The 19,773-nt window shown below is 73.8% G+C and carries 18 protein-coding genes and 1 pseudogene; 12 read left to right on the top strand and 7 right to left on the bottom strand.

Annotation, left to right across the window (positions count from 1 at the left end):
- Window positions 1-9: 9 nt before the first annotated feature.
- Together IE274_RS10400 and IE274_RS10395 are read left to right on the top strand one after the other, a co-directional pair.
- On the top strand, window positions 10-1,953 hold the full coding sequence (locus tag IE274_RS10400; protein ID WP_190115316.1) for a protein-arginine deiminase family protein: 1,944 nt from the start codon (window positions 10-12) through the stop codon (window positions 1,951-1,953).
- Window positions 1,954-2,028: 75 nt separating this feature from the next.
- Window positions 2,029-2,685 carry a hypothetical protein gene (locus tag IE274_RS10395; protein WP_229909420.1) on the top strand — a complete coding sequence of 219 codons (657 nt, stop codon included), beginning with the start codon at window positions 2,029-2,031 and terminating at the stop codon, window positions 2,683-2,685.
- Window positions 2,686-2,806: 121 nt separating this feature from the next.
- On the opposite strand, the gene IE274_RS10390 is transcribed toward IE274_RS10395, so the two are convergent.
- The gene (locus IE274_RS10390) at window positions 2,807-3,493 is read right to left on the bottom strand and encodes a GntR family transcriptional regulator (protein WP_190115315.1); all 687 of its coding nucleotides are present in this window, start codon (window positions 3,491-3,493) and stop codon (window positions 2,807-2,809) included.
- 204 nt (window positions 3,494-3,697) lie between these two features.
- Here IE274_RS10390 and IE274_RS10385 point away from each other — a divergent pair, with 204 nt between their 5' ends.
- The 8 genes from IE274_RS10385 (at window position 3,698) to IE274_RS10345 (ending at window position 11,048) form a co-directional block, all read left to right on the top strand.
- A complete protein-coding gene (locus IE274_RS10385; protein ID WP_198897864.1) occupies window positions 3,698-4,687 on the top strand; it encodes a phosphoglycerate dehydrogenase in 990 nt (329 codons plus the stop codon).
- Window positions 4,687-5,574 (top strand): hydroxypyruvate isomerase family protein, encoded by an 888-nt coding sequence (locus IE274_RS10380; protein WP_190115313.1) that lies wholly within the window; start codon window positions 4,687-4,689, stop codon window positions 5,572-5,574. The genes IE274_RS10385 and IE274_RS10380 overlap by 1 nt, the downstream gene beginning before the upstream one ends.
- Window positions 5,571-6,272 carry a hypothetical protein gene (locus IE274_RS10375; RefSeq protein ID WP_229909419.1) on the top strand — a complete coding sequence of 234 codons (702 nt, stop codon included), beginning with the start codon at window positions 5,571-5,573 and terminating at the stop codon, window positions 6,270-6,272. The genes IE274_RS10380 and IE274_RS10375 overlap by 4 nt, the downstream gene beginning before the upstream one ends.
- Entirely contained in the window at window positions 6,260-7,702 is a 1,443-nt protein-coding gene (otnK, locus tag IE274_RS10370; protein ID WP_198897865.1) for a 3-oxo-tetronate kinase, read from the top strand. Before IE274_RS10375 ends, otnK begins: the two co-directional genes overlap by 13 nt.
- Window positions 7,699-9,117 carry a class II aldolase/adducin family protein gene (locus IE274_RS40190; RefSeq protein ID WP_307822163.1) on the top strand — a complete coding sequence of 473 codons (1,419 nt, stop codon included), beginning with the start codon at window positions 7,699-7,701 and terminating at the stop codon, window positions 9,115-9,117. Before otnK ends, IE274_RS40190 begins: the two co-directional genes overlap by 4 nt.
- Window positions 9,114-10,463 (top strand): TRAP transporter large permease subunit, encoded by a 1,350-nt coding sequence (locus tag IE274_RS10355; RefSeq protein ID WP_190115312.1) that lies wholly within the window; start codon window positions 9,114-9,116, stop codon window positions 10,461-10,463. The genes IE274_RS40190 and IE274_RS10355 overlap by 4 nt, the downstream gene beginning before the upstream one ends.
- Before the next feature lie 52 nt (window positions 10,464-10,515).
- Window positions 10,516-10,806, top strand: a complete 291-nt coding sequence (locus IE274_RS10350) for a hypothetical protein (protein WP_198897866.1) — start codon at window positions 10,516-10,518, stop codon at window positions 10,804-10,806.
- Window positions 10,807-10,877: 71 nt separating this feature from the next.
- A complete protein-coding gene (locus tag IE274_RS10345; RefSeq protein ID WP_190115311.1) occupies window positions 10,878-11,048 on the top strand; it encodes a hydrophobic protein in 171 nt (56 codons plus the stop codon).
- A 43-nt stretch (window positions 11,049-11,091) separates the two neighbouring features.
- Here IE274_RS10345 and IE274_RS40355 read toward each other — a convergent pair whose 3' ends face one another.
- The 6 genes and pseudogenes from IE274_RS40355 to IE274_RS10320 all read right to left on the bottom strand — a co-directional run bounded on the left by IE274_RS40355 (window position 11,092) and on the right by IE274_RS10320 (window position 17,471).
- Complete coding sequence (locus IE274_RS40355; protein ID WP_373305723.1) at window positions 11,092-12,096, bottom strand: hypothetical protein; 1,005 nt, start codon at window positions 12,094-12,096, stop codon at window positions 11,092-11,094.
- 490 nt (window positions 12,097-12,586) lie between these two features.
- A pseudogene (locus IE274_RS40350) lies at window positions 12,587-12,724 on the bottom strand (hypothetical protein); the annotation flags it as partial.
- 79 nt (window positions 12,725-12,803) lie between these two features.
- The gene (locus IE274_RS10335; protein ID WP_229909418.1) at window positions 12,804-13,928 is read right to left on the bottom strand and encodes a tetratricopeptide repeat protein; all 1,125 of its coding nucleotides are present in this window, start codon (window positions 13,926-13,928) and stop codon (window positions 12,804-12,806) included.
- Window positions 13,925-15,229 (bottom strand): ATP-binding protein, encoded by a 1,305-nt coding sequence (locus IE274_RS10330; RefSeq protein WP_190115309.1) that lies wholly within the window; start codon window positions 15,227-15,229, stop codon window positions 13,925-13,927. Before IE274_RS10330 ends, IE274_RS10335 begins: the two co-directional genes overlap by 4 nt.
- A gap of 67 nt (window positions 15,230-15,296) precedes the next feature.
- The gene (locus IE274_RS10325) at window positions 15,297-16,514 is read right to left on the bottom strand and encodes an FAD-dependent monooxygenase (protein ID WP_190115308.1); all 1,218 of its coding nucleotides are present in this window, start codon (window positions 16,512-16,514) and stop codon (window positions 15,297-15,299) included.
- Window positions 16,515-16,670: 156 nt separating this feature from the next.
- Window positions 16,671-17,471 carry an SAM-dependent methyltransferase gene (locus IE274_RS10320; protein ID WP_229909417.1) on the bottom strand — a complete coding sequence of 267 codons (801 nt, stop codon included), beginning with the start codon at window positions 17,469-17,471 and terminating at the stop codon, window positions 16,671-16,673.
- Window positions 17,472-17,789: 318 nt separating this feature from the next.
- Between IE274_RS10320 and IE274_RS10315 the strand changes: the two genes are divergently transcribed.
- Together IE274_RS10315 and IE274_RS10310 are read left to right on the top strand one after the other, a co-directional pair.
- Window positions 17,790-18,272 (top strand): ATP-binding protein, encoded by a 483-nt coding sequence (locus IE274_RS10315; protein ID WP_229909416.1) that lies wholly within the window; start codon window positions 17,790-17,792, stop codon window positions 18,270-18,272.
- Between the two features lie 185 nt (window positions 18,273-18,457).
- Entirely contained in the window at window positions 18,458-19,702 is a 1,245-nt protein-coding gene (locus IE274_RS10310) for a serine hydrolase domain-containing protein (protein ID WP_229909415.1), read from the top strand.
- Window positions 19,703-19,773: the final 71 nt, after the last annotated feature.

Here is a 19,773-nt window from a genome sequence, read left to right as displayed (position 1 = left end):
GGCCCCGTCGTGCCCAAGACATCGAGCATGCCCCAGAGATCGAGCGCGCCCCAGGCATCGAGCGTGCCCCAGGCGACGAGGTCACGGACACAGGCCACCACAACGGCCGTCGCCGTCGCCCTGCTCGCCGCCACCGCCCTCGCCGGACCACCGGCCGCCGCCGCCGACCGCCCACCCCGCGCGGACCTGCGCGCCGACGTGAACCAGGACGGCCGCGTCGACGTCACCGGCGGCTCCGACGAGGCGGGTGAGGACACCTGGCAGCCGGGGCGCGGGGCGGTGTTCCTCGCGAACGTCGACGACGACTCGCGCCGCTGCCGGACGCGCCCCGGCGACCTGGACCGGATCGACCCGGCCGTGGACACCCGCCTCGCCGCCTGCAACGACGCGGCCGACGAGCAGGTCAACGGGGTGCGCGACCGGGCCGATCTGGCGCCGCTGCGCATTCCGCCCACGGCGGTGGGCGCGGACGCGACCGGCCATGTCGACGTGCCCGCGGCGCAGCGCCCGTACGTCCGGCTCTTCGTCCGGCGCGACGGCCACCTGCGCGTCCTGCGGGGACCGCTCACCGCGGCCGAGCTGCGCGCCGGGGTCGAAATGGCCCTGGAGGGGCGCGACATCGTGCGTGACCCGCGCCGCTGGAACGGCCAGGTCGACGTGACCCTCAGCGTGCGCGGCCAGGGACGCGAGAGCGCCGATCGCGTGCGGCTGAAGGTGGCGCCCGTGCTGTTCCAGAACGACCTCCAGCGCGCCGAGAGCGTCTTCGCCGCCAAGCCCGGCCCGGGCAGCGGCGCCATCCCCGGCTCCGGCGGGATCGGCAACGGCTACCGGCCGCGCGAGTGGCAGCCCTTCGCCTCCTCCCTGCGCCGGGCCGCGCGCGCCGCGGGCCTCGCCGACCGGGACGTCACGTTCACGGCCGGTACCCGGCAGTGGTGGCGCGACATCTGGCGGCAGGACATGGTGGAGCCGACCGTGGCGAGCGTGCCCGCGCCCGGCGGCCGGGTGCACACCATGCGCGTGCTCTTGCGCAGTCCCATGAAGTGGCTGGCGCCCACGGGCGGGAAGACGACCCTGAGCCGGTCCGGGCGGCTGCTGTTCCGTGACTTCCGGGGGCCGGACGTCGGCGTGGTGCAGCAGTTCACGCCCGGCCGCGAGCCGGACGGCCTCGACCTGCAGAACGCCACCGGCAACTTCGAGTCCCTGCCGCCCTCCCCGGGATATCCGCAGGGCCGGGTCCTGTACGGCACCGATCCGCTCCGGCAGCCCGACGCCTCGTACGTGCGGATGATCGAGGCGCAGGCCCAGCAGCCGTCCCTCACGATCGACACGTCCTGGCTGCTCGTGGGGCACGTGGACGAGACCGTGCACGTGGTGCGGGCGGACAACGCGCGCGGCTGGACGCTCGCCGTCGCCGACCCCCGCCAGGCCCTCGACCTGCTGCGGCGCACCCAGCGCGGGGGCGAGGGCGGGCAGCGGATGTTCGCCGCGACGACCATGCCCGACAAGCCCACCGTCGACGGGCTCCTGGCCGACGACGAGTTCCTCGCCGACAACGCGAAGGCCGCGGGACACATCGACGGCCAGATCCGCGTCCTGCTGAAGCAGACCGGTCTGACCCAGCGCGACCTGGTGCGGCTGCCCGTCCTCTACACCATGTCCACCGTCCACCCCGACATCCCCGAGGGCGCCGTCGCCCTCTCCCCCAGCATCGCCAACGGCCTGTCCCTCACCGGCCGGGACTACGCCGCACCCGACCCCCACGGGCCCCGGCTGCAGGGCCGCGACCTGTTCCGCGCGGCGGCCGAGAGGGCCCTGGCCACGGGCGGGGTGCGCGTGCACTGGGTGGAGAACTTCGCCTGGGCGCACCTGGCCGGCGGCGAGGTGCACTGCGCGACGAACGCCCTGCGCGACACCTCCGGGGCGGCCCGATGGTGGACGCGGCGCACGACATAGCACCGCATAGAGTGATCGGTCGCAGCCCGCGGCCGAGTGCGCCGCGGGCGCTCTGCCGCAGAGGAGTTGTTCCAGTTGTCCCCACGTGAGCACGTGAAGTCGCAGCCGTACGCCGGGTCGGCGCCCCTCGGCGCGGCGGCGGCCCGGCGCACGCGGCGGCTGTCGGCGTCGGCCGTGGTGGCCGGTGCGGCGGTCGTGGTCTGCCTCGCGGGCACCGCATCGGCCCACGCGGCCGAGGGTGCCGGGCCGGTCGCCCGTGGCGGCGCCGCCACGGCCACCGTCCACAGCCCCGCGGCGGCGACGACCGTGGTGACGGAGGGCCAGGTCAAGGAGGCGGCGCCCGGCGGGACGCTCCTGTACCCGAGCGTCACCAGCTGTCTGACCGTCACCGTCCACCTCCGCTCGGGCGGCGCGGTGGGCGCGCACGCGAGCCTGTTCCAGGTGCCGGGCGAGCTGCGCTCGGACCAGGTCCTGGAGCGCGTCAAGGCCCTGGTCGGCACCCGCGAGGTGGCATCGGTGGACGTCAGGGGCGCGGTCGGGGCCTGGCATCCGACCTACTTCACCAAGGCGATCGAGAGCTACGGCGAGGGCGAGGAGGTTCCCGTGCCCCAGGGCCAGGACTTCGCCGGTCTCACGGCGGCGGTGGCGCGGGGGCTCGGGGTGCCGACGGACGCGGTGACGGTCACGGACGTACCCGATGGTGATCAGGTCGTGGAGGTGCGGCGGTACTGACCGCGCGGGCCCGGGTCCGCAGACGCCGGGATCGGGCCCGCACACGCCGGGATCGGACCCGGCCGTCCAGTGCCGGGCCTGACGGCCCCCCGTCCGGTGCCAGGCCTGACGGCTCTGGCCGTCAGGCCTCCGCCACCGCCTGGCGGTCCGTCAGCGCCCGCGCCTTCGCGTTCTCGATGTGCCGCCGCATCTTCTTCGCGGCGCCGTCCGCGTCGCCCGCCGCCATCGCCTCGTACACGGCCGTGTGCTCGCGCGCCGGGGACTCGGCCTCGGAGGAGCCGAGTTCGGTGAAGAGGCGGAAGCGCTGGACGTGGCCGCCGAGGGAACGGTAGGCGGTCTCCAGGAACGGGTTGTCGCACTGCGCGGCGATGCGCAGGTGGAAGCGCTCGTCGGCGGCCCAGTACGGCCGCACCGAGGCCGAACGCGGCGCCGCCGCGCAGCGCTTCAGCTCCTCGATGCTCTCCTTCAGTTCGTCCAGGAACTCCGGCGTGGTGCGGCGCGCCGCCTCCTGGACCATCGCCGGTTCCAGGAGGAGCCGCGCGTCCATCAGCTTGATCAGCTCGCGCTCGGTGAAGAGCGGTGCGACGCGGTAGCCCTTGAGCGCCTCGCGGCGCACCAGACCCGTGTGCTCCAGGCGGGCCAGGGCCTCGCGGAGCGGTGTCTGACTGACGTTCAGCTCCCGGGTCAGGGCCCCGATGTTGAGGGACTGCCCCGGTGACCACAGACCGTCCATGAACTGCCCGAGCAGTACCTCGTACATCTGGTCGGCCAGGGGTTGCCGGGCGGGCGGGCGCGTCGTAGCCATCATGCCTCCTTCGGTGCCCGACACTAGCGCAGCCGCTCCCCCTCTTGATCACAGCTCGATCCTATACTATTTTGCTTCGCGCTATAGTATAGCGATAGATCGAGGAGGATCCTCATGCCTGCCCAGCGCCCCTCGCACTCCCCGGACTCTCTGCGCTCCCCGGACTCCCCGGATTGCCCGGACCCCTTGCCCGATGACTCATCGGCCGTGGTGCTCGTGACCACGGCGTATCTCGAACCCGGCGGCGAGGTCGACCGGCTGCTGCGGGAAGCCGGTCTGCGGACGGTCTTCGCGCGGCCCGCGGACCGGCGCGCGGCAGGCCGCTCGCTGGCCTCGGCCGTCGCCGAGGCGGGTGCCGCGGGCGTCGTCGCGGGGACCGACCCGTTCCCGGCGGCGGTGCTCGATGCCGCCCCCGGGCTGCGGGTCGTCGCCCGCTGCGGCGCCGGGTACGACAACGTGGACGTGGCCGCCGCCACCCGCCGCGGCGTCGCCGTCACACGCACCCCCGGCGCCAACCGCCGGTCCGTCGCCGAGCATGTGCTCGGCCTGATGGTGAGCTGCGCGCGGGGCATTCCGCAGAACGTCGCCGAGGTACGGGCGGGTGGCTGGTCGCAGCCCAGCGGGCGGGAGTTGGCGGGCGCGACGCTCGGCGTCGTCGGGCTCGGCTCGATCGGGCGGACCGTGGCGCGCCTCGGCCTGGCCCTCGGCATGCGCGTCGTGGGGCACGACCCGCGCCTGGACCCGGCGTTCCACGCGGAGACCGGGGTGGCGGCGCTGTCCCTTGAAGAGGTGCTCGGCGAGGCCGACTTCGTGACGCTGCACCTCGCCCTCGACGCGTCGACCCGGCACCTCATCGACGGGGCCGCGCTGCGCCGGATGCGGCCCGGCGCGTACCTCATCAACACCGCGCGGGGCGGCATCGTCGACGAGGAGGCCCTCGCCGACGTGATCGGCGAGGGCCGACTCGCGGGCGCCGCCCTGGATGTGACGGAGCGTGAGCCGCTGCCGCCGGACTCCCGGCTGCGGGCGTTCGGCAATGTCCTGGTGACCGGACACATCGCGGGCGCGACGGCGGAGGCCCGGTCGCGCTCCAGCCTGACGGCGGCCCGGCAGGTGATCGACGTGCTGTCGGGACGGGATGCCGAGCACGTCGTGAATCCGGAGTGGGCGGCGGCGCGCGCGGCGGCGGCGCGGTGATGGGGGTCGCTGGTGAGACGGCTGGGGCGCGGCCCGAGGAATCGTCCCCTCCCCCGGCGCCGCGCGCGGCGCCGCTCGGCCCGAGCGGCCTCCGGGTCCCCGGCGGTCCGCCCCTCGCCGCCAACCTCAAGTGGCTCTTCACGGAGCTGTCCTTCGAGCGGCGCTTCGACGCGGCGGCCGAGGCGGGCTTCGCGGGGGTCGAGTACGCCGACCCGTATCCATATCCCCCGGCGCGACTGCGCGGGCTGCTGCGGGACGCTGGGTTGCGGCAGGTTCTCATCAACTCGCCCGCCGGGGAGGCCGGTTCGGTGGAGCGGGCGGGGCTCGCCTGCCACCCGGGCCGCGTCGCGGACTTCCGTGCCGGGGTCGAGCGCGGCCTTGCGTACGCCACCGAGCTGGGCGCCGGGCTCCTGCACGTCCTGGCCGGGGTCGTACCGCCGGACGTGAGCGCCGAGCGCGCCTTCGCCACCTACGTCACGAACATCGCCTGGGCCGCCGACCGCGCCCACGGCACCGGGGTGCGCGTCGTCGTCGAGGCGCAGAACCGGCGTGACGCGCCCGGCTACTTCCTCCGCACCCAGGCCCGGGCGACGGCCGTCGTGGAAGCCGTCGGCCGCGACCGGGCCGGGCTGCTCCTCGACCTCTACCACGCCCAGGTCACCGAGGGCGATCTCGTACGGACCCTGGACGCCTGCCTGCCGTACGCCCTGCACCTCCAGATCGCCGACCCGCCCGACCGCACCGAGCCCGGCACCGGCGAGATCCGCTGGCCGCGGGTCTTCGAGGCGCTGCGCGCGGCCGGGTACGACGGCTGGATCGGCTGCGAGTACCGGCCCGCCCACGGCACGGTCGCCGGGCTCGGCTGGATCACGGAGGTGACGGCGTGAACACCTCCGCCCGCCCCGCTCCCCCACCTGGGCGCCCGCGCATCGCGCTCATCAGCGCCACCCCGGCGGCGATCGGCCCCGCCGTCGCCGGGCTCGCCGACGCCTTCCCCGAGGCCGAGCCCTGGAACCTGCTCGACGACGCGCTGCTCACCGACGCCGAGGCACAGGGCGGACTGGCTCCGGCGCTCGCCGACCGGATGCGGCGGCTCATCGCGTACGCCGTGGCGGGCGGCGCCCGGGGCGTACTCCTGACGTGCTCGCTCTACGGGCCGGTGGCCGAGCGCGCCGAGGCGGCCGTCCCGGTGCTCGCGGCGGACTCCGCCGCGTTCGCCGCGGCGCTCGCCCGGGGCCACCGTCGTGTGCTCGTCCTCGCGTCCTTCGCCGGGGCGTTGGACGACTCGCTGGAGCGGTTCCGGGCCGCCGCGCGGGCTGCCGGGTCGCCCGTGCGGGCCGTCGGCCAGGTGATCGCCCCGGGCGAGCGCCCGGATCCCGGGGATGCGGACGGGGTGCTGCTGGCCCAGTACTCGTTGGCGCCGCACGCCGACGACCTGGTTGCCGCACTCGGGCTGCCCGTCCACACCGGGCCGCACACGGCGGCCCGCGCCCTGCGCAGCGCGGTGGGCCGGGCCGCGGAGGCCACCTCGGCGGCAGGAACAGCGACGGCAGGAACAGAGAGGAGCACGTCGTGCTCGGAGTGATCGCCGATGACGTGACCGGGGCCGGTGATGTGGCCCTGGCCCTGCGGGAGAGCGGGCTGCGGACCGTCCTGTACTTCGGGGTGCCGGGCGCGGACGTGGCGCCGCCGGACGGGCACGAGGCGGTCGTCGTCGCGCTCAAGAGCCGGATGGCGGCCCCCGCACACGCCGTCGCGGAGTCGCTGGCGGCCCTGGAGCACCTGCGCGAACACGGCGTGCGGCAGGTCTACTTCAAGTTCTGCTCGACCTTCGACTCCACGCCCGACGGCAACATCGGCCCGGTCCTGGACGCGCTCGCCGACGCCCTGGACGCCCCGGCCGTGCTCCTCACCCCCAGCTCACCGCAGCACGGCCGCACCCAGTACGAGGGCCGGCTCTTCGTGAACGGCGTGCCGTTGGCCGAGTCGCCGATGCGCCACCACCCGGTGACGCCGATGACCGACTCGTCGCTGCCCCGGCTTCTCCGGGCCCAGACGGACCAGCCGGTGGAGGTGGTCCGGTGGGGCACCGTGCGCGCGGGCGTCGAGGCCGTCCGCGCGGCGCTCACCGACGCGACGGCGCGCGGCGTCCGCTACCTGCTCGCCGACGCGCTCGACGAGGACGACCTGCGCACCCTCGGCCTCGCCACGGCCGACGCGCCGCTCACCGCCGGGGCGGCCGGACTCGCGGGCGGGCTGGCACACGCCGTCCCGGGCGGCGCCCCCGCCCCGTACGACGAGGTGGAGCCCCTGGCCACCTGGCCCGCGGCCGTCCTCGCCGGAAGCTGCTCCGCGCGCACCCTCCAACAACTCGACGCCCTGCGCGCCCAGGGCCGCCCGCTGCACCGCCTCGACCCCGTGGCCGAGCCCGACCCGGCAACGCTGGCCGGACACGCCCTCGACTGGTACGACGCCCTGCCGCCCGGCTCACCCCACGGCGCACCCGTGCTCCACTCCTCCGTCGAGCCCGACGAACTCCGGGCCGTCCAACGGGCATTGGGCGCCGAACGGGCGGCGGCCGTCCTGGAGGAGGCCACCGGCCGCATCGCCGCCGGGCTCGCGTCCCGGGGCGTACGCCGCATCATCGCGGCGGGCGGCGAGACCTCGGGCTCCGTGGTCACCGCACTCGGCATCACCGGCGCCTGGATCGGCCGCGCCGGGGCCCCCGGCGTCCCGTGGATCCACCCCACCTCGGGCCCCGACATCACGCTCCTCCTCAAGTCGGGCAACTTCGGCGCCCCGGACTTCCTGGTCAGGGCCTCGGCAGCACCCCGCGACCACCCCCTGCCCCAGGGCCACTCCCCCTCCCGGCCCCCGGACCTCTCCGCTCCCACACACCACTCCAGTCCCCCGCACCACGCGCCCGCACCGGCCGCCCCCGCACCTCCTGGCCGCTCCGCTCCCCCACCGCACACCCCCTCCCCGCCAAGCCGCCCCCAAGGAGCCCGCCCATGACCACCACCCCGCGCCGGACCCCCGTCCCTGGCACCGCGCCCGACCACCCCCAACACCCGCCCGCCACGGCCCCTTCGCACCCCTCGCCCGCACTCCCCCACTCCTCCGCACGCGCCGCCCTCGTCACCACCGCCCACGCCCTGGCCGCCCGCGGGCTCGTGCACGGACGCACCGGCAACGTGTCGCTGCGTACCACCGACGGCAGCATCCTCATCACCCCGACCGGCACCGAGCTCGGGGCCGTGGCTCCCGAGGACCTGTCCGTCATCGACGCCGACGGCGCGCACCTCGACGGACCGCCGCCGTCCAAAGAGGCGTTCCTGCACGCCGCGATGCTGCGCGCACGCCCCGACGCGCGGGCCGTCGTCCACACTCACTCCCCGCACGCCGCCGCGGTGTCGTGCCTCGACGGCCTCGACCCGGACGACGCGCTCCCCCCGCTCACCGCCTACTACGCCATGCGCGTCGGACGGCTCCCCCTGCTCCCCTACTTCGCGCCGGGCGACGTCCGACTCGCGGGCCCGGCCGAGGAGCAGGCCCGTACCCACGCGGCGCTGCTGCTGCGGCACCACGGTCCGGTGGTGGCGGCTCCCGGGCTCGACGCGGCGTTGGAGGCCGTCGAGGAACTGGAGCAGACAGCGCGGATCTTCCTGCTCCTGCGCGGTACCGAGCACGCCCGCCTCAGTGCGGAGCAGCGTGCCGCCCTCGCCCCTCGCCTCCCCTCCCCCGTGGCCCTGTTCAGCGCGCTCGCCATCAAGAAGGCCCTGGACGACGTCGTCCTGGAGGCGTTCACCAGCGCCACCGGGATCGACGTCGACGGGGTGTACGAGCCCACGAACGTCCTGCTTGAGCAGATCGCGGGCGGCGCGCGCCCCGACGTCATGGTCGGGGTGACGAGCGGCCTGGCGAAGCTGGCCGACGCGGGCGTGCTCGACCGGGCCTCGCTGCGGCCGCTCGCGCGCGTGGGCATCGGGGTGGCCGTGCCGCCGGGTGCGCCCGCCGTGGATATTTCCAGCACGGGGGCGCTCGTGCGGGCGCTGACGTCCGCCCGGTCGGTGGCGTACTCGCGTACCGGCGCGAGCGGTGTCGCGTTCGCCGCGCTGCTCGACCGGCTCGGCATCGCGGCCGAGGTCAACTCCCGGGCCACGGTGGTCGACAAGGGGTTCACGGCCCTCGCGGTCACGGACGGGCGGGCGGACCTGGCCGTGCAGCAGGTGAGCGAGCTGCGGTTCGTGCCGGACGCGCGGGTCGTCGGCGCGTTCCCCGAGGAGGTCCAGCACTACACCGACCTGTCGATCGCGCTGGGCGCACACGCCAGGGACCACCCCGGGGCCCACGCCCTCCTGCGCCACCTCACCGCCGCCCCGGCCCACGCCGCGTACCGCGCGGCCGGACTCGAGGACCCAAGCCGATGAACGCGATCCTCGCCCTGGTGGCGTTCATCGGCGTCATCGTCATCTGGAATGTGGGATTCCGGCGGAACATCGGCGAGGCGATGGTCCTCGGGTTCCTGGCGAGCGCGACGTTCGGCGGGACCGACGCGCCGCGCGTGGCGTGGGAGAGCCTCGTCGAGGGCCTCAAGTCGGAGATCACGTTCGCGGCGCTCGCGTTCGTCTTCGTCAGCGAACTGCTCACGCGTACGGGCCTCGTGCACCGGATGATCGACATCCTCAGCTCACTGCTCGGCCGCCGCAAGGGCGGTTCCGCGTACGCGGCGACGGTGGCCTCCGGCCTGTTCGGAGCCGTCGCGCACAACGGCGCGGCGATCGTCGCCACCGTCGGCTCGCTGGCCATCCCGTGGATGAAGCGGTCGCGGGCCAGCGGCGAGACAGCCGCGCTGGTGCTTTCCGGCAACGCGGGCGTCGGCGCGACGTTCCCGTTCAGCGGCGCGTTCTTCGTGCTGCTCGCCGCGCCGACGGTGGTGCCGGTGCTGTCCTCGCACGACGTCGTGGCCACGCTGTTCGTCACCGGGGCGTGGATGGTCGGGATGCGGCTCGTCATCGCGTACGCGATCGTGCGCTGGCGGGGCGTGGGGACGATGACCGCGGCGGACATCCGGCCGCTGCGCCAGTCGTTCGGCTCGGGCTGGACGTCGCTCCTCGTCCTCGCAGCCGTCGCCGTGCCGGTCCTCCTCACGGCGGGGCCCGGCAGCGACTGGGCGACGGACCGCCTCGACGGGCTCGACGCCACGGACGCGGTGCCGCTGCTCATGTGGCTGCCGGTGGTGATGCTGGTCGCAGGGCTCCTGGTGGAGCGGCGGGCGCTGCCGCACGGCGGCGCCGACTGGTGGCGGACGCTGGGCGAGATCGGCGCGAAGCTGGGGCTCGTGGGCGTGACGATGGTGTCGGCGTTCGCGGCCTCGGAGGTCCTCGCCCGTCTCGGCCTCGGCGAGCAACTCGCCCCGTACCTCAAGGACCTCCAGGACGTCCCGCCCCTGGTCGCGGCGCTCGTGGTGGGCCTGGTCCTCGTCGTCGTCGCGGGCCCCCTCAACACCACGTCCACCCTCGCGGCCGTCGGCCCCGTCGCCTTCGCCGCGCTCACCGCCGCCGGCATCCCCGCCCACGTCGCGTTCGCGTCGGTGATCGTGTGGGCCTCGTCCGAGGGCTGCTCACCGCCGGGCGCGGCGCCCCTGTACGTGGCCGCGGGCATCGCCGACATCAACCCGGCCCGCATCTTCCTGCCCGTGGCCCTGTACTACCTGGTGCCGACCTACCTGTTCGGCGTCCTGATGGCGGTGGGCGTGCTGTGGGTACCCGGCTGAGCCGCACACGGGGTCCCCGGCCGAGCCGCACACGGAGAAACGGAGAGCCACCGTGCACAGCTTCCTGCGTGTCTTCCTGCTGGGCGCGACCCGCGTCCTGCTCATCGCCTTCCTGCTCGGCGGCCTCGTCGTGGTCGCGGGTCAGATCGTGGCCCTCGCGGCGGGCGACCCGCACCTGATGACGCTGTTCGGCACCGACGTCACCGAGGTGGTGTGCGTCATCGCGGGCGCGGCGGGCGCCTGTTCGTTCCTGCTTCTGTACGTACGGGAGCGGGGTCCCGCCGACGGCGCCGCGGGCGGGGACGACGGGGCGGCGGACGAGAGGAAGAGCGTCTGGGACTGAGCCGGACCGGCCGTCACCGCCCGCATAACGCCCGCGCCATCGGGCACTCGGGGTGGCGGAGGTCGATAGACATGGTTCCTTTGCTGCTGGTTCTGCTGATCGCTCTCGTGCTGTTCGGCGCGGGCTTCGCCCTCAAGTTCCTGTGGCTGGTGGCGGCCGTCGTCATCGTGGCGTGGCTGGTGGGCTTCATCGTCCGCCCGGCCGGGGCCGGCGGACGCAGGGGGCGCTGGTACCGCTGGTGAGTCCCGGCGGAGGCCCGCGCCGCCCGCTCGGCCGGACGCCCAGTCAGTCGGACTGGGCGTCCGGTGCCTGTTCTGCGGCGGTGCCGACGGTGTAGGTGTCCTTGACCTTCACCTCGGTCACCCCGCGGCCCTCGGGGAACACCGACCGCCAGTCGCCGATGACGTGGAGTTCGTCGGTGCCCATGGCGCGCACGACACCCAGGCCCTCGCGGTGCGCCTTGTACGCCTTCGTCCAGAGGTTGGAGAACGCCTGGGAGCGGATGAGGTGCATCCAGTCGGGGCGGTACAGCTCACGGTTGTAGTGGGACTCGCCCATCGTGGAGACGAACTTCGAGTACATCGCCTTCACGTACTCCAGCGTCACCTCTTCGTCCCCGGCGATCGCCCCGTCCCGGGCGTCCTTCAGGGCGATGCGGAACTTCTCAAGGAGGTTCTCCGTGGCGCCGGACGTGAACGACTCGTGGATCTCCGGCGCGTCGCACATCCCGTACTTCGGGCCCGACAGGCGCAGCAGCAGGCGGAGGGTCGGCTCGGTGACCCACAGGGGGCCCGGTTCGTCGCGGTTGCCCAGTGGGTTGGGCAGGACGTCGTCGTGGTGCCAGTCGGGCGGGGTGATCAGATGGACGCCCGCGCGGCGGTGGTCGTGGTCGAAGCCGGTGGAGTGCTCCAGCTGGCCGATCGGGAGGTGCGTCTTCAGGGCGGAAAGACAGGCGCCGTTGATGTCGAGCGCCGTCACCTCGTGGGCACCGGGCGGCAGTTCGGCGCGGGTCCACTTGGGGCGGCCCTCCCAGATCTGGTCCGCACCGCGCGCCGTCTGCTTGCGCAGGATGTCCGGGACCCAGGGGTGCGCGACGACGTCGTACCTGGCCCCCTTGCGGGTCTCGTCGAGCAGCGCCATCGCGTCCGGGATCGCCCGCTTCACCAGCGCCGCCGTGGCCGCCTCCACATCCCCGGCGCACTCGGCGAGCGCAGCGGCGACCGCGTCGCCGATCAGGTCGGGGACGTCGGACGCGGCCTGGGCGCGGCGGCCCACGGGCACGACCTTCATGCCTCGGCCCGGGCTGCGGACGACGCGCTGCGGGCCGGAGGCGTTGGGCTGCGGGGCGGAGGCGTTGAGGAGCTGCGGGGCAGCGGCAGCGGGCCGGGGTGGCGGGCCGGGTCGCGGGGACCGGGGGCTCCGGCGCGGGAGCGGCGCACTCGGCGGGGTCGAGGTGCTGCGGATAGCCCTCCACCTGGTGCCGGGCGGGCTGACCGCACAGCACACAGGGGCTCGGCTCGGCGAGTTCGCCCTGGTCGTCGGCACCGGCATCGGCAGAGGCGGCATCGGCAGGCGCGGTCCGCGCGGCAGTCGCCGCGGGCTCCCCCGACGCCTCACCGCCCAGGGCCACGACATCCGCCGTACCGCCACGGCGCCGCTCCTCGTCCAGCTGGCGCAGCCGCTCCCGCTCCTCGGCCTGCCGCAGGAAGTACACGTACCGGCTGCGCAGCTCCCCGCTGGGATCGCGCCCCGTCTCCCACGCCGCGAGCGTCGACGAGCTCACCCCCAGGGCGCGGGCGACCTGCGCCCGCGACCGGCCGAGCTCGTCGCGCAGCAGCCGGCGCCGCTCGGCGGGCGGCAGCGGGTTGGCGTCGGGCGCGGCCGCGAGCAGCGCGTCGATCGCCTCGAATTCACTCACGGCGCTTCTCCTGGACGGTGGGGGCTGTCAGCAGCCAGTACCCAATGTCCGTGGCCGACCGCGGGCTGCCCCGGCCCGGTCAGCCCGTCTTCCTCCGGTCGAACCACACCGTGGCGAACGTCGGCGCCAGACCGGCCCAGAACACCACCATCGGCACGGCCCGGTCCGTCCACGGCACTTGGGTGATGACGAGGGTGCAGAGCATGGCCCAGGCCGCCTGGGCGACCACGATCCGGGCCCAGCGACCGCGCCGGAGCAGCGACTGGACGTTGAGCTGGACGCCGGTGCGCCGACGGCGGTAGCGCAGCAGGGCGCCGACGGCCCAGATCGCGCTCATCGGGACGAGGCACCAGAGCCGTTGGCCGAGTTCGACGGGCAGCTCGCGCTGCGTCTCCCCGTCGACGGCGAACAGGTCGATCATCGACGCGCCGAGGCCGAGGCACAGCAGGGCGAGCCAGCGCACGCCGCGCAGCATGCGGTACGTGGCGTGGTCGAGGCCGCGCCGCAGCTCCTCGGAGTCCGGCGCGGCGGCCAGCCCGGCGGCGTACAGGTCGGCGGCCTCCACGGCCTTGACGCCGGGGGTGTCGGCGGCCTTGCGGGTCTGACGCTCCAGGGCCTGCGGGTGGTGCGGGTCGAGCCGGAGGATGGCGAGGTCGAGCTGGTCGGCGACGGTCTCGTTGCCCGCGAGCGAGGCGATCTTGTACGCGACCTCGTGGCCGTAGACCTCCTCGGGACCCAGGCGCAGCGCCTCCTTGACGTGCGCCTCGGCGAGGCGGGCGGAGACGTCCATGTCCTGGGGCGTGACCTGGCCGCCGTTGGCCTGGCCGCGGCTGACGACGTTCGTGATGAACACGACGTCGGCGAGGAGGGCGTGGCCGAGCCAGTACTCCGGGGCGAGGCGGACCACCTCGCGCAGGACGGTCTCGACCTCGGGCATGCGGGCGCCGCCGACGCGGCGCAGCGCGTAGGACCGCATGAGGAGCCCGCCCACGTCCTGCGGGTCGAGCTCGAGGGCCTCGTCGGCCGCTGCGAGCGCCTCGTCCGGGCGGCCCGCGTCGAGGTGGCAGCGGGAGAGTTTGGCCCAGGCGCGGACGTCGGCCGGGTCCTCGGCGATGCGCTGGGCGAGCAGGGCGCCCGCCTCGTCGTACCGCTCCAGGTCGATCAGGGCGTCGGCCCGCTCCACGGCGGGGTGTATCGCGGTCACAGCTTCCGCTTCTTCTTGAGGTGGGCGACCAGGTCGTCGTACATGCCGCCGTCGTTGGCGTACATCGCCACGTTGCGGGCGGAGGCGAACCACGGCTCGGTGGACGGCAGGACCTGCTGCGCGGCGGCGAGCAGGTCCTTCATGCCGATGAGGCGCACGGTGCCGGTGCGCGCCGAGTCGAGCAGCGCGCGCTCGGCCGCGGCCTCGCACAGGTGGGCCAGGTCGGCGCCGGACAGGCCGTCGGTGGCCTTGACGAGCTTGCCCAGGTCGACGTTCTCGATGGGCCGGTCGCGCAGGTGGTAGCGGAGGATCGCCTCGCGGGCGGGGCCGTCGGGCGGCAGGACGAGCAGGGTGCGGTCCAGGCGGCCGGGGCGGCGCAGCGCGATGTCCACGTCCCAGGGCACGTTGGTGGCGGCGAGGACGAACACGCCCTCGTTGGCGCCCGCGTCGACGCCGTCCAGCTCGGTCAGGAGCTGGTTGACGGTGTTGCGCATGCCGCTGCTCTGGCTGCGGCTGCGCTTGCCGCCGAGCGCGTCCAGCTCGTCGAGGAAGACCACGCACGGGGCCTGGCGGCGGGCCGTCCGGAAGATCTCGTGCATGTTGCGTTCGGAGTTGCCGATCCACATGTCGAGCACGTCGTTGACCGACACCGACAGGAACGCGGCGCCGAGTTCACCGGCGACGGCCCGCGCGATGAACGTCTTCCCGCAGCCCGGCGGCCCGTACAGGAGCAGCCCGCCGCGCAGGCTCTTGCCGTACACGCGCCGCAGCTCGGGGTTGCGCAGCGGCGCGAGGAACGCGGCCTCAAGCCGCTCCTTGACCTCCTGCATCCCGCCCACGTCGGCGAGACGGACGGCACCGGGCCGCTCCACGTCCCACGCGGCGGCGTCCCCGGCGTCACCGCCCCCGTCGACGGTGAGGGGCGCCTCGACGAAGCGGGGCGGGAGGACGTCGCCGACTTGGTCCTGGGCGGCTTTCCAGTCGAAGCCGGGACGGGCGGGCGCGGAGTCGGCTTCCTGGGCTGGGACGACCTCTTGAGCGGGCGCGACCTCTTGCGCAGACGCCACCTCTTGCGCGGGCGCACCTTCCTGAGTGGGCACCCCCAACGCCCGAGCCATCAACCGCCGCGCCTCGACGTCCCCAGGCGCGCGCTGCAGCGCGACAGCCACCTCGGCGACCGCGGCGTCACCGTGCCCCGCGTCGAGGAGCAGCGCGGCGAGGTGCAGCCGCAACGGGACGTCATCGGGCGCCGCGGCGACGGCTGTCCGCAGGCTCTGTATCAGGGGGGATTCCGCCAACATGGCGATAACTCTACGAAGCCGCCCCCGACGCCCGGGCCGCGCCCCCGCGAGGACGCGGCCCCGGACCCTACCGAGGAGCCAACGCCCGCGCGTGCGCGGCCCGTGCGACCTTCGGGCCGAGCCAGCGCTTGAGCCGACGCAGCGCCGTGAGCCGCCCCACGGCCTTGTCGAGGCCGTAGTAGAGCTGCGGCGGTACGTGCGGAAGGAGCGGCGAGTGCCGCTGCCCGAGCAGCGCGAACATGCGGTGCGGCGGCAGCCGCAGGTACCGGGGCAGGTTCTCGTACCACTGGGCGCTGTAGCGGGCGGCGCTCTGCACCGGCAGGAGGGCGGACTTGCGCTCGTGCTCGTACGCGGCGAGGGCGTCCGGCAGGTCCGGGTGCGCGCGGAGCGCGTCGGCGAGCGCGATGGCGTCCTCCAGGGCGAGCGTCGTACCGGCGCCGATGGAGTAGTGGGTGGTGTGGGCGGCGTCGCCGAGCAGGACGACGTTGTCGCGGTACCAGCGCTCGTTGGTGAGGGTGCGGAAGGTCAGCCACTGGGGTCGGCCGTCGCCGGCGGAGCGGCCGATGAGGCGGTGGCCGTCGAGCAGGTCGGCGAAGAGCTGCTCCAGGAGGGCGAGCCCGTCCGCCTCGTCCGCGCGGTCGAGGCCGAGGCCGCTCCAGGTCTCGGGGGCGCACTCGACGACGCAGGTGCTGCCCTCGGCGCCGTACCCGTACGCGTAGCACCAGACCCAGCCGTGCTCGGTCTCCACGAACGCGAAGTTGAAGGCGTCGAAGACCTTGGTGGTGCCGAGCCAGGTGTAGTGGTTGCGCCCGGCCCTGACCTCGGTCCCGAAGTGGTCGGCGTCGTGGGTCCGCAGCGTGCTGTGCAGCCCGTCACCGGCGACGACGAGATCGGCGTCGCCGGGCAGCGCGCCGACCTCCACCTCGTGCGCGAACTCCAGCCGTACGCCGAGGGACCGCGCCCGCTCCGCCAGAATCCGCAACAGCCGGTGCCGCCCGATCCCGAATCCCTCGTCCCCATGGTGACGGGTCGACAGCTCCCGCACATGGGCGACCCCGTCGCTCCACCGCACGGAGTGCTCCTCGACGGCCCGCGCGGACTCGGGGTCGTGCGCGTGCAGCTTGTCCAGCAGCCCGCGCCAGTACGTGACCCCCCACCCGTAGGTCGAGCCCTCCGGGTTGCGTTCGTACACGGTGATCTCGGTGGACGGATCCTGCCGCTTCAACAGGATCGAGAGATACAGACCCGCGGGCCCGCCTCCGACGCAGACGACCTTCACGCACACCTCTACACGTTGCTCATGATTGCCGAATCGCAACGGAGAGTAGCACCAAAAGTCAGAGATCCTACAAAATGCCGGAATTGGGGTTGCTGATGGTGTCTCCGGAATCCCGGCCGACGCGGCGATACCTGGCCGCCGCCCGGCCGTTCCGCCATCGACTCACACCTTGCGCGCCACCCCCACATACACCGGCATCTCCTCGTCCCGGATCCGCATCGTCCGGTCCGGCCGCCACTTCGGGCCGACCACGACGCCCGGATCGCACATGTCGAGGCCGGTGAAGAAGGCGGCGACCTCGGTGCGCGACCTCGCCCTGACCGGTGTGCCGCCGCTGCGGTAGATCTCGTCGATGCGCTCCCAGATGCCGGGGTTGAACTCGTGGGTGACGTGCGACAGGAGGAGATGGCTGCCGGGCGCCAGGGGAGCCAGCAGGGTGTCGATGATCCGCTGGGGGTGCTGTTCGTCGGTCACGTAGTGGAGCAGCGCGATCAGCGACAGGGCGATCGGCTGGTCGAAGTCGAGGTGTGTCCGGGCGTGGGCGACGATCGACTCGGGGTCCCTCAGGTCGGCCTGGACGTACGCGGTGCGCCCCTCGGGCCTGCCGCGCAGCAGCGCTTCGGCGTGGCGCAGGACGATGGGGTCGTTGTCCGTGTAGACCACGCTGGCGTCGGCAGCGACCTCCTGGGCGATCTGGTGGAGGTTGGGCTCTGTGGGGATCCCGGTGCCGATGTCCAGGAACTGCCGCACACCCCGGTTGGCGACGAAGCGCACGGCGCGGTGCATGAACTCACGGTTGGCCCATGCCGTCTCCTTGGCACCAGGCATCAGCTGGACGACTTCCTCCGCGGCCGCCCAGTCGGCGGGATAGCTGTCCTTCCCGCCGAGGAACCAGTCGTACATCCGAGCCGGATGCGGAACGCTCGTGTCGATGTCGCCCGCGGTGAACGCGCTCTCCGTCACGTCAATCCTCCCCGCCGCAAGGCGGCGCGCCGTATTCGGTTCCGATGGATCGCCCGGCATGCGCAGTTGCACACATGGAAGGGGTACGTCGAGGATGGACCGCCCGCGTCCCGCGCGTCCCACACGCCGTCCCCCGCACCCAGCCAACGAGCATGCTCCCACGCCCCGCACCCGCTGGACAGAGGCCCCAGTAAACTTTGCAGAGTGAGAAGTTAGGGCTTGCCAGACGGCTGATCCCGCCACCATAGTTGGGGCGCTCCCCACCGAACTCCCCTCCAGATCAAGGGCGGTCGCGTGCCTTCACTTGAGGAATCAGCCGTGGACTTACGAAGATCCGGTCCGACGCGGGACGTCTCTCCCGCCAGCGACGACCTCCACAGCACCACTCGCCGCGTCTCCTTCGCCCTGCCCGCGGACAGCAGGGCCGTCGGGGAGGCGCGGCACCTCGCCCGGGAGCAGCTCAAGTACTGGGGCGTCGGCGCTGAGAAGCGCGACGCCGCGGCGCTGGTGGTGACCGAGCTGTTCACCAACGCCCTGGCCCACACGACGAGCGATGTCGTCGTGTGCGCCCTGAAGACCACGTCCGATCACCTCGTGATCGAGGTCATGGACGACGGCAGCGGCCCACCCGACCCCGCACCCCGGGAAGCGGGCGCCCACGACGAACACGGCCGTGGGCTCGCCCTCGTGCGGGCCGTGTCGGCATGCTGGGGCGCGGGGCCGTCCGGTGGCGGGGTCGGGCAGGCCGTCTGGGCGGTGCTGCCTCCGGCCCAGGTGCGCGCGGGTACGGCAGGCCGATGACGGGCGGGCCCGCGGTCCCTTGCACGGGTGGCACTCCAGTGAGTCGGCGGCCACCGGGCCCGTTCCCCACGCCCGCTACGATCTCGATCACACGGGCCCGGGACCAGGGCCCGACCGCAGCAGATCAGGCAAGTGGGGAACTTCTTATGGTGAGACATGGGTTCGCTCGTTCGGCGACCGTGGCCGTGACCGGTGTGGTGCTCGCGGCGGTGGGCGCGACCACCGCGGTGGCCCAGCCGGCCGGGAGCAAGGCGGCAGCCGACCCCGCGGCCGTGCGTGCCGCGCTGGAGCGCACCGTCGCCGCGGGCGCGCCGGGCGCGTTCGCGGTGGTCCGGGACCACGGCGGCACCGACCCGAAGCAGAGCGTGGCCGTCGGCAAGGCCGACCTCGACGGCACGCCGATGAACGCCAACTGGCGGTTCCGGGTCGGGAGCAACACCAAGTTGTTCACGTCCGTGCTGGTGCTGCGCCTCGCCGAGCAGGGCCGCATCGATCTGGACAAGCCGCTGCGCGACTCCCTGCCCGCCGGGACCCTCCCCGAGGGCTGGGACATGACCGGGCGGCAGGTCCTGCAGCACCGCTCCGGGGTGTACGACCACACCAACGACCTGCTGGAGCAGCCCGGCGAGGAGACCACCAGCGCGTTCGAGAAGCGGATCCGCAACACCGTCTACCAGCCCGCCGACATGGTGGCGATGTCGGTGAAGCACGGCAAGCAGTTCACGCCGGGCAGCAAGTACGCGTACTCGAACACCAACTACGTGCTGCTCGGGATGGCGATCGAGCACCTCACCGGCGGCTCGTACGGCAAGGCCCTGCGCAAGCAGATCATCGAGCCGCTCGGCCTCAAGAAGACCTCCTACGTGGTCCCCCGCAAGACCATCTCCGGAGCGCACGTCACCGGCTATCTGACGAACGACGACCGCACCAAGCCGCTCCTGGACTCCACCGAGCAGAACGGCAGCTGGGTGGCGAGCTCGGGCGCGGTCATCTCCTCCGCCGCCGACCTGGACCGGTTCCTCACGAAGCTGCTCGCGGGCCGCTCCGGCGGTCTGCTCTCCGACGAGTCGGTGCGGCAGATGACGACCACCCTGCCCACGCCCACGGCGAAGGTCTCCTACGGGCTCGGGCTGCGCGAGATCGAGCTGTCCTGCGGCAAGGTGTACGGCCACGGCGGCATCGTGCAAGGCTTCCAGACCCAGTCCTTCGCCACCCGCGACGGCAAGAAGACCGTCGTCGTCTTCGCCAACGCCTCCAACAACACCGCGGTGACGCAGGGCCTGACCAACACCCTGGAACCCGCCTTCTGCGGCACCAAGCCCCCGGCCGCCGCCAAGGTGCGGCGCTCGGCCGGCGACGGCGGCGACCGGAACGGCTCGACCGTGCCCGCCACCCCGGCGGTCCCGGTGGTCGACGACACCCGGATCTGAGCCCCGCACGCCCCTCGGTGACGCCCCGGACGGTCCCGTCCGGGGCGTCACTGTTGCCTCCTCACGCCGTT

The sequence above is a fragment of the Streptomyces flavofungini genome, from assembly GCF_014650815.1.
GTDB classification, from domain to species: Bacteria; Actinomycetota; Actinomycetes; order Streptomycetales; family Streptomycetaceae; genus Streptomyces; species Streptomyces flavofungini.
The sequence above is the reverse complement of the archived record's forward strand: the minus strand, read 5'-3'. Positions and strand labels throughout refer to the sequence as shown.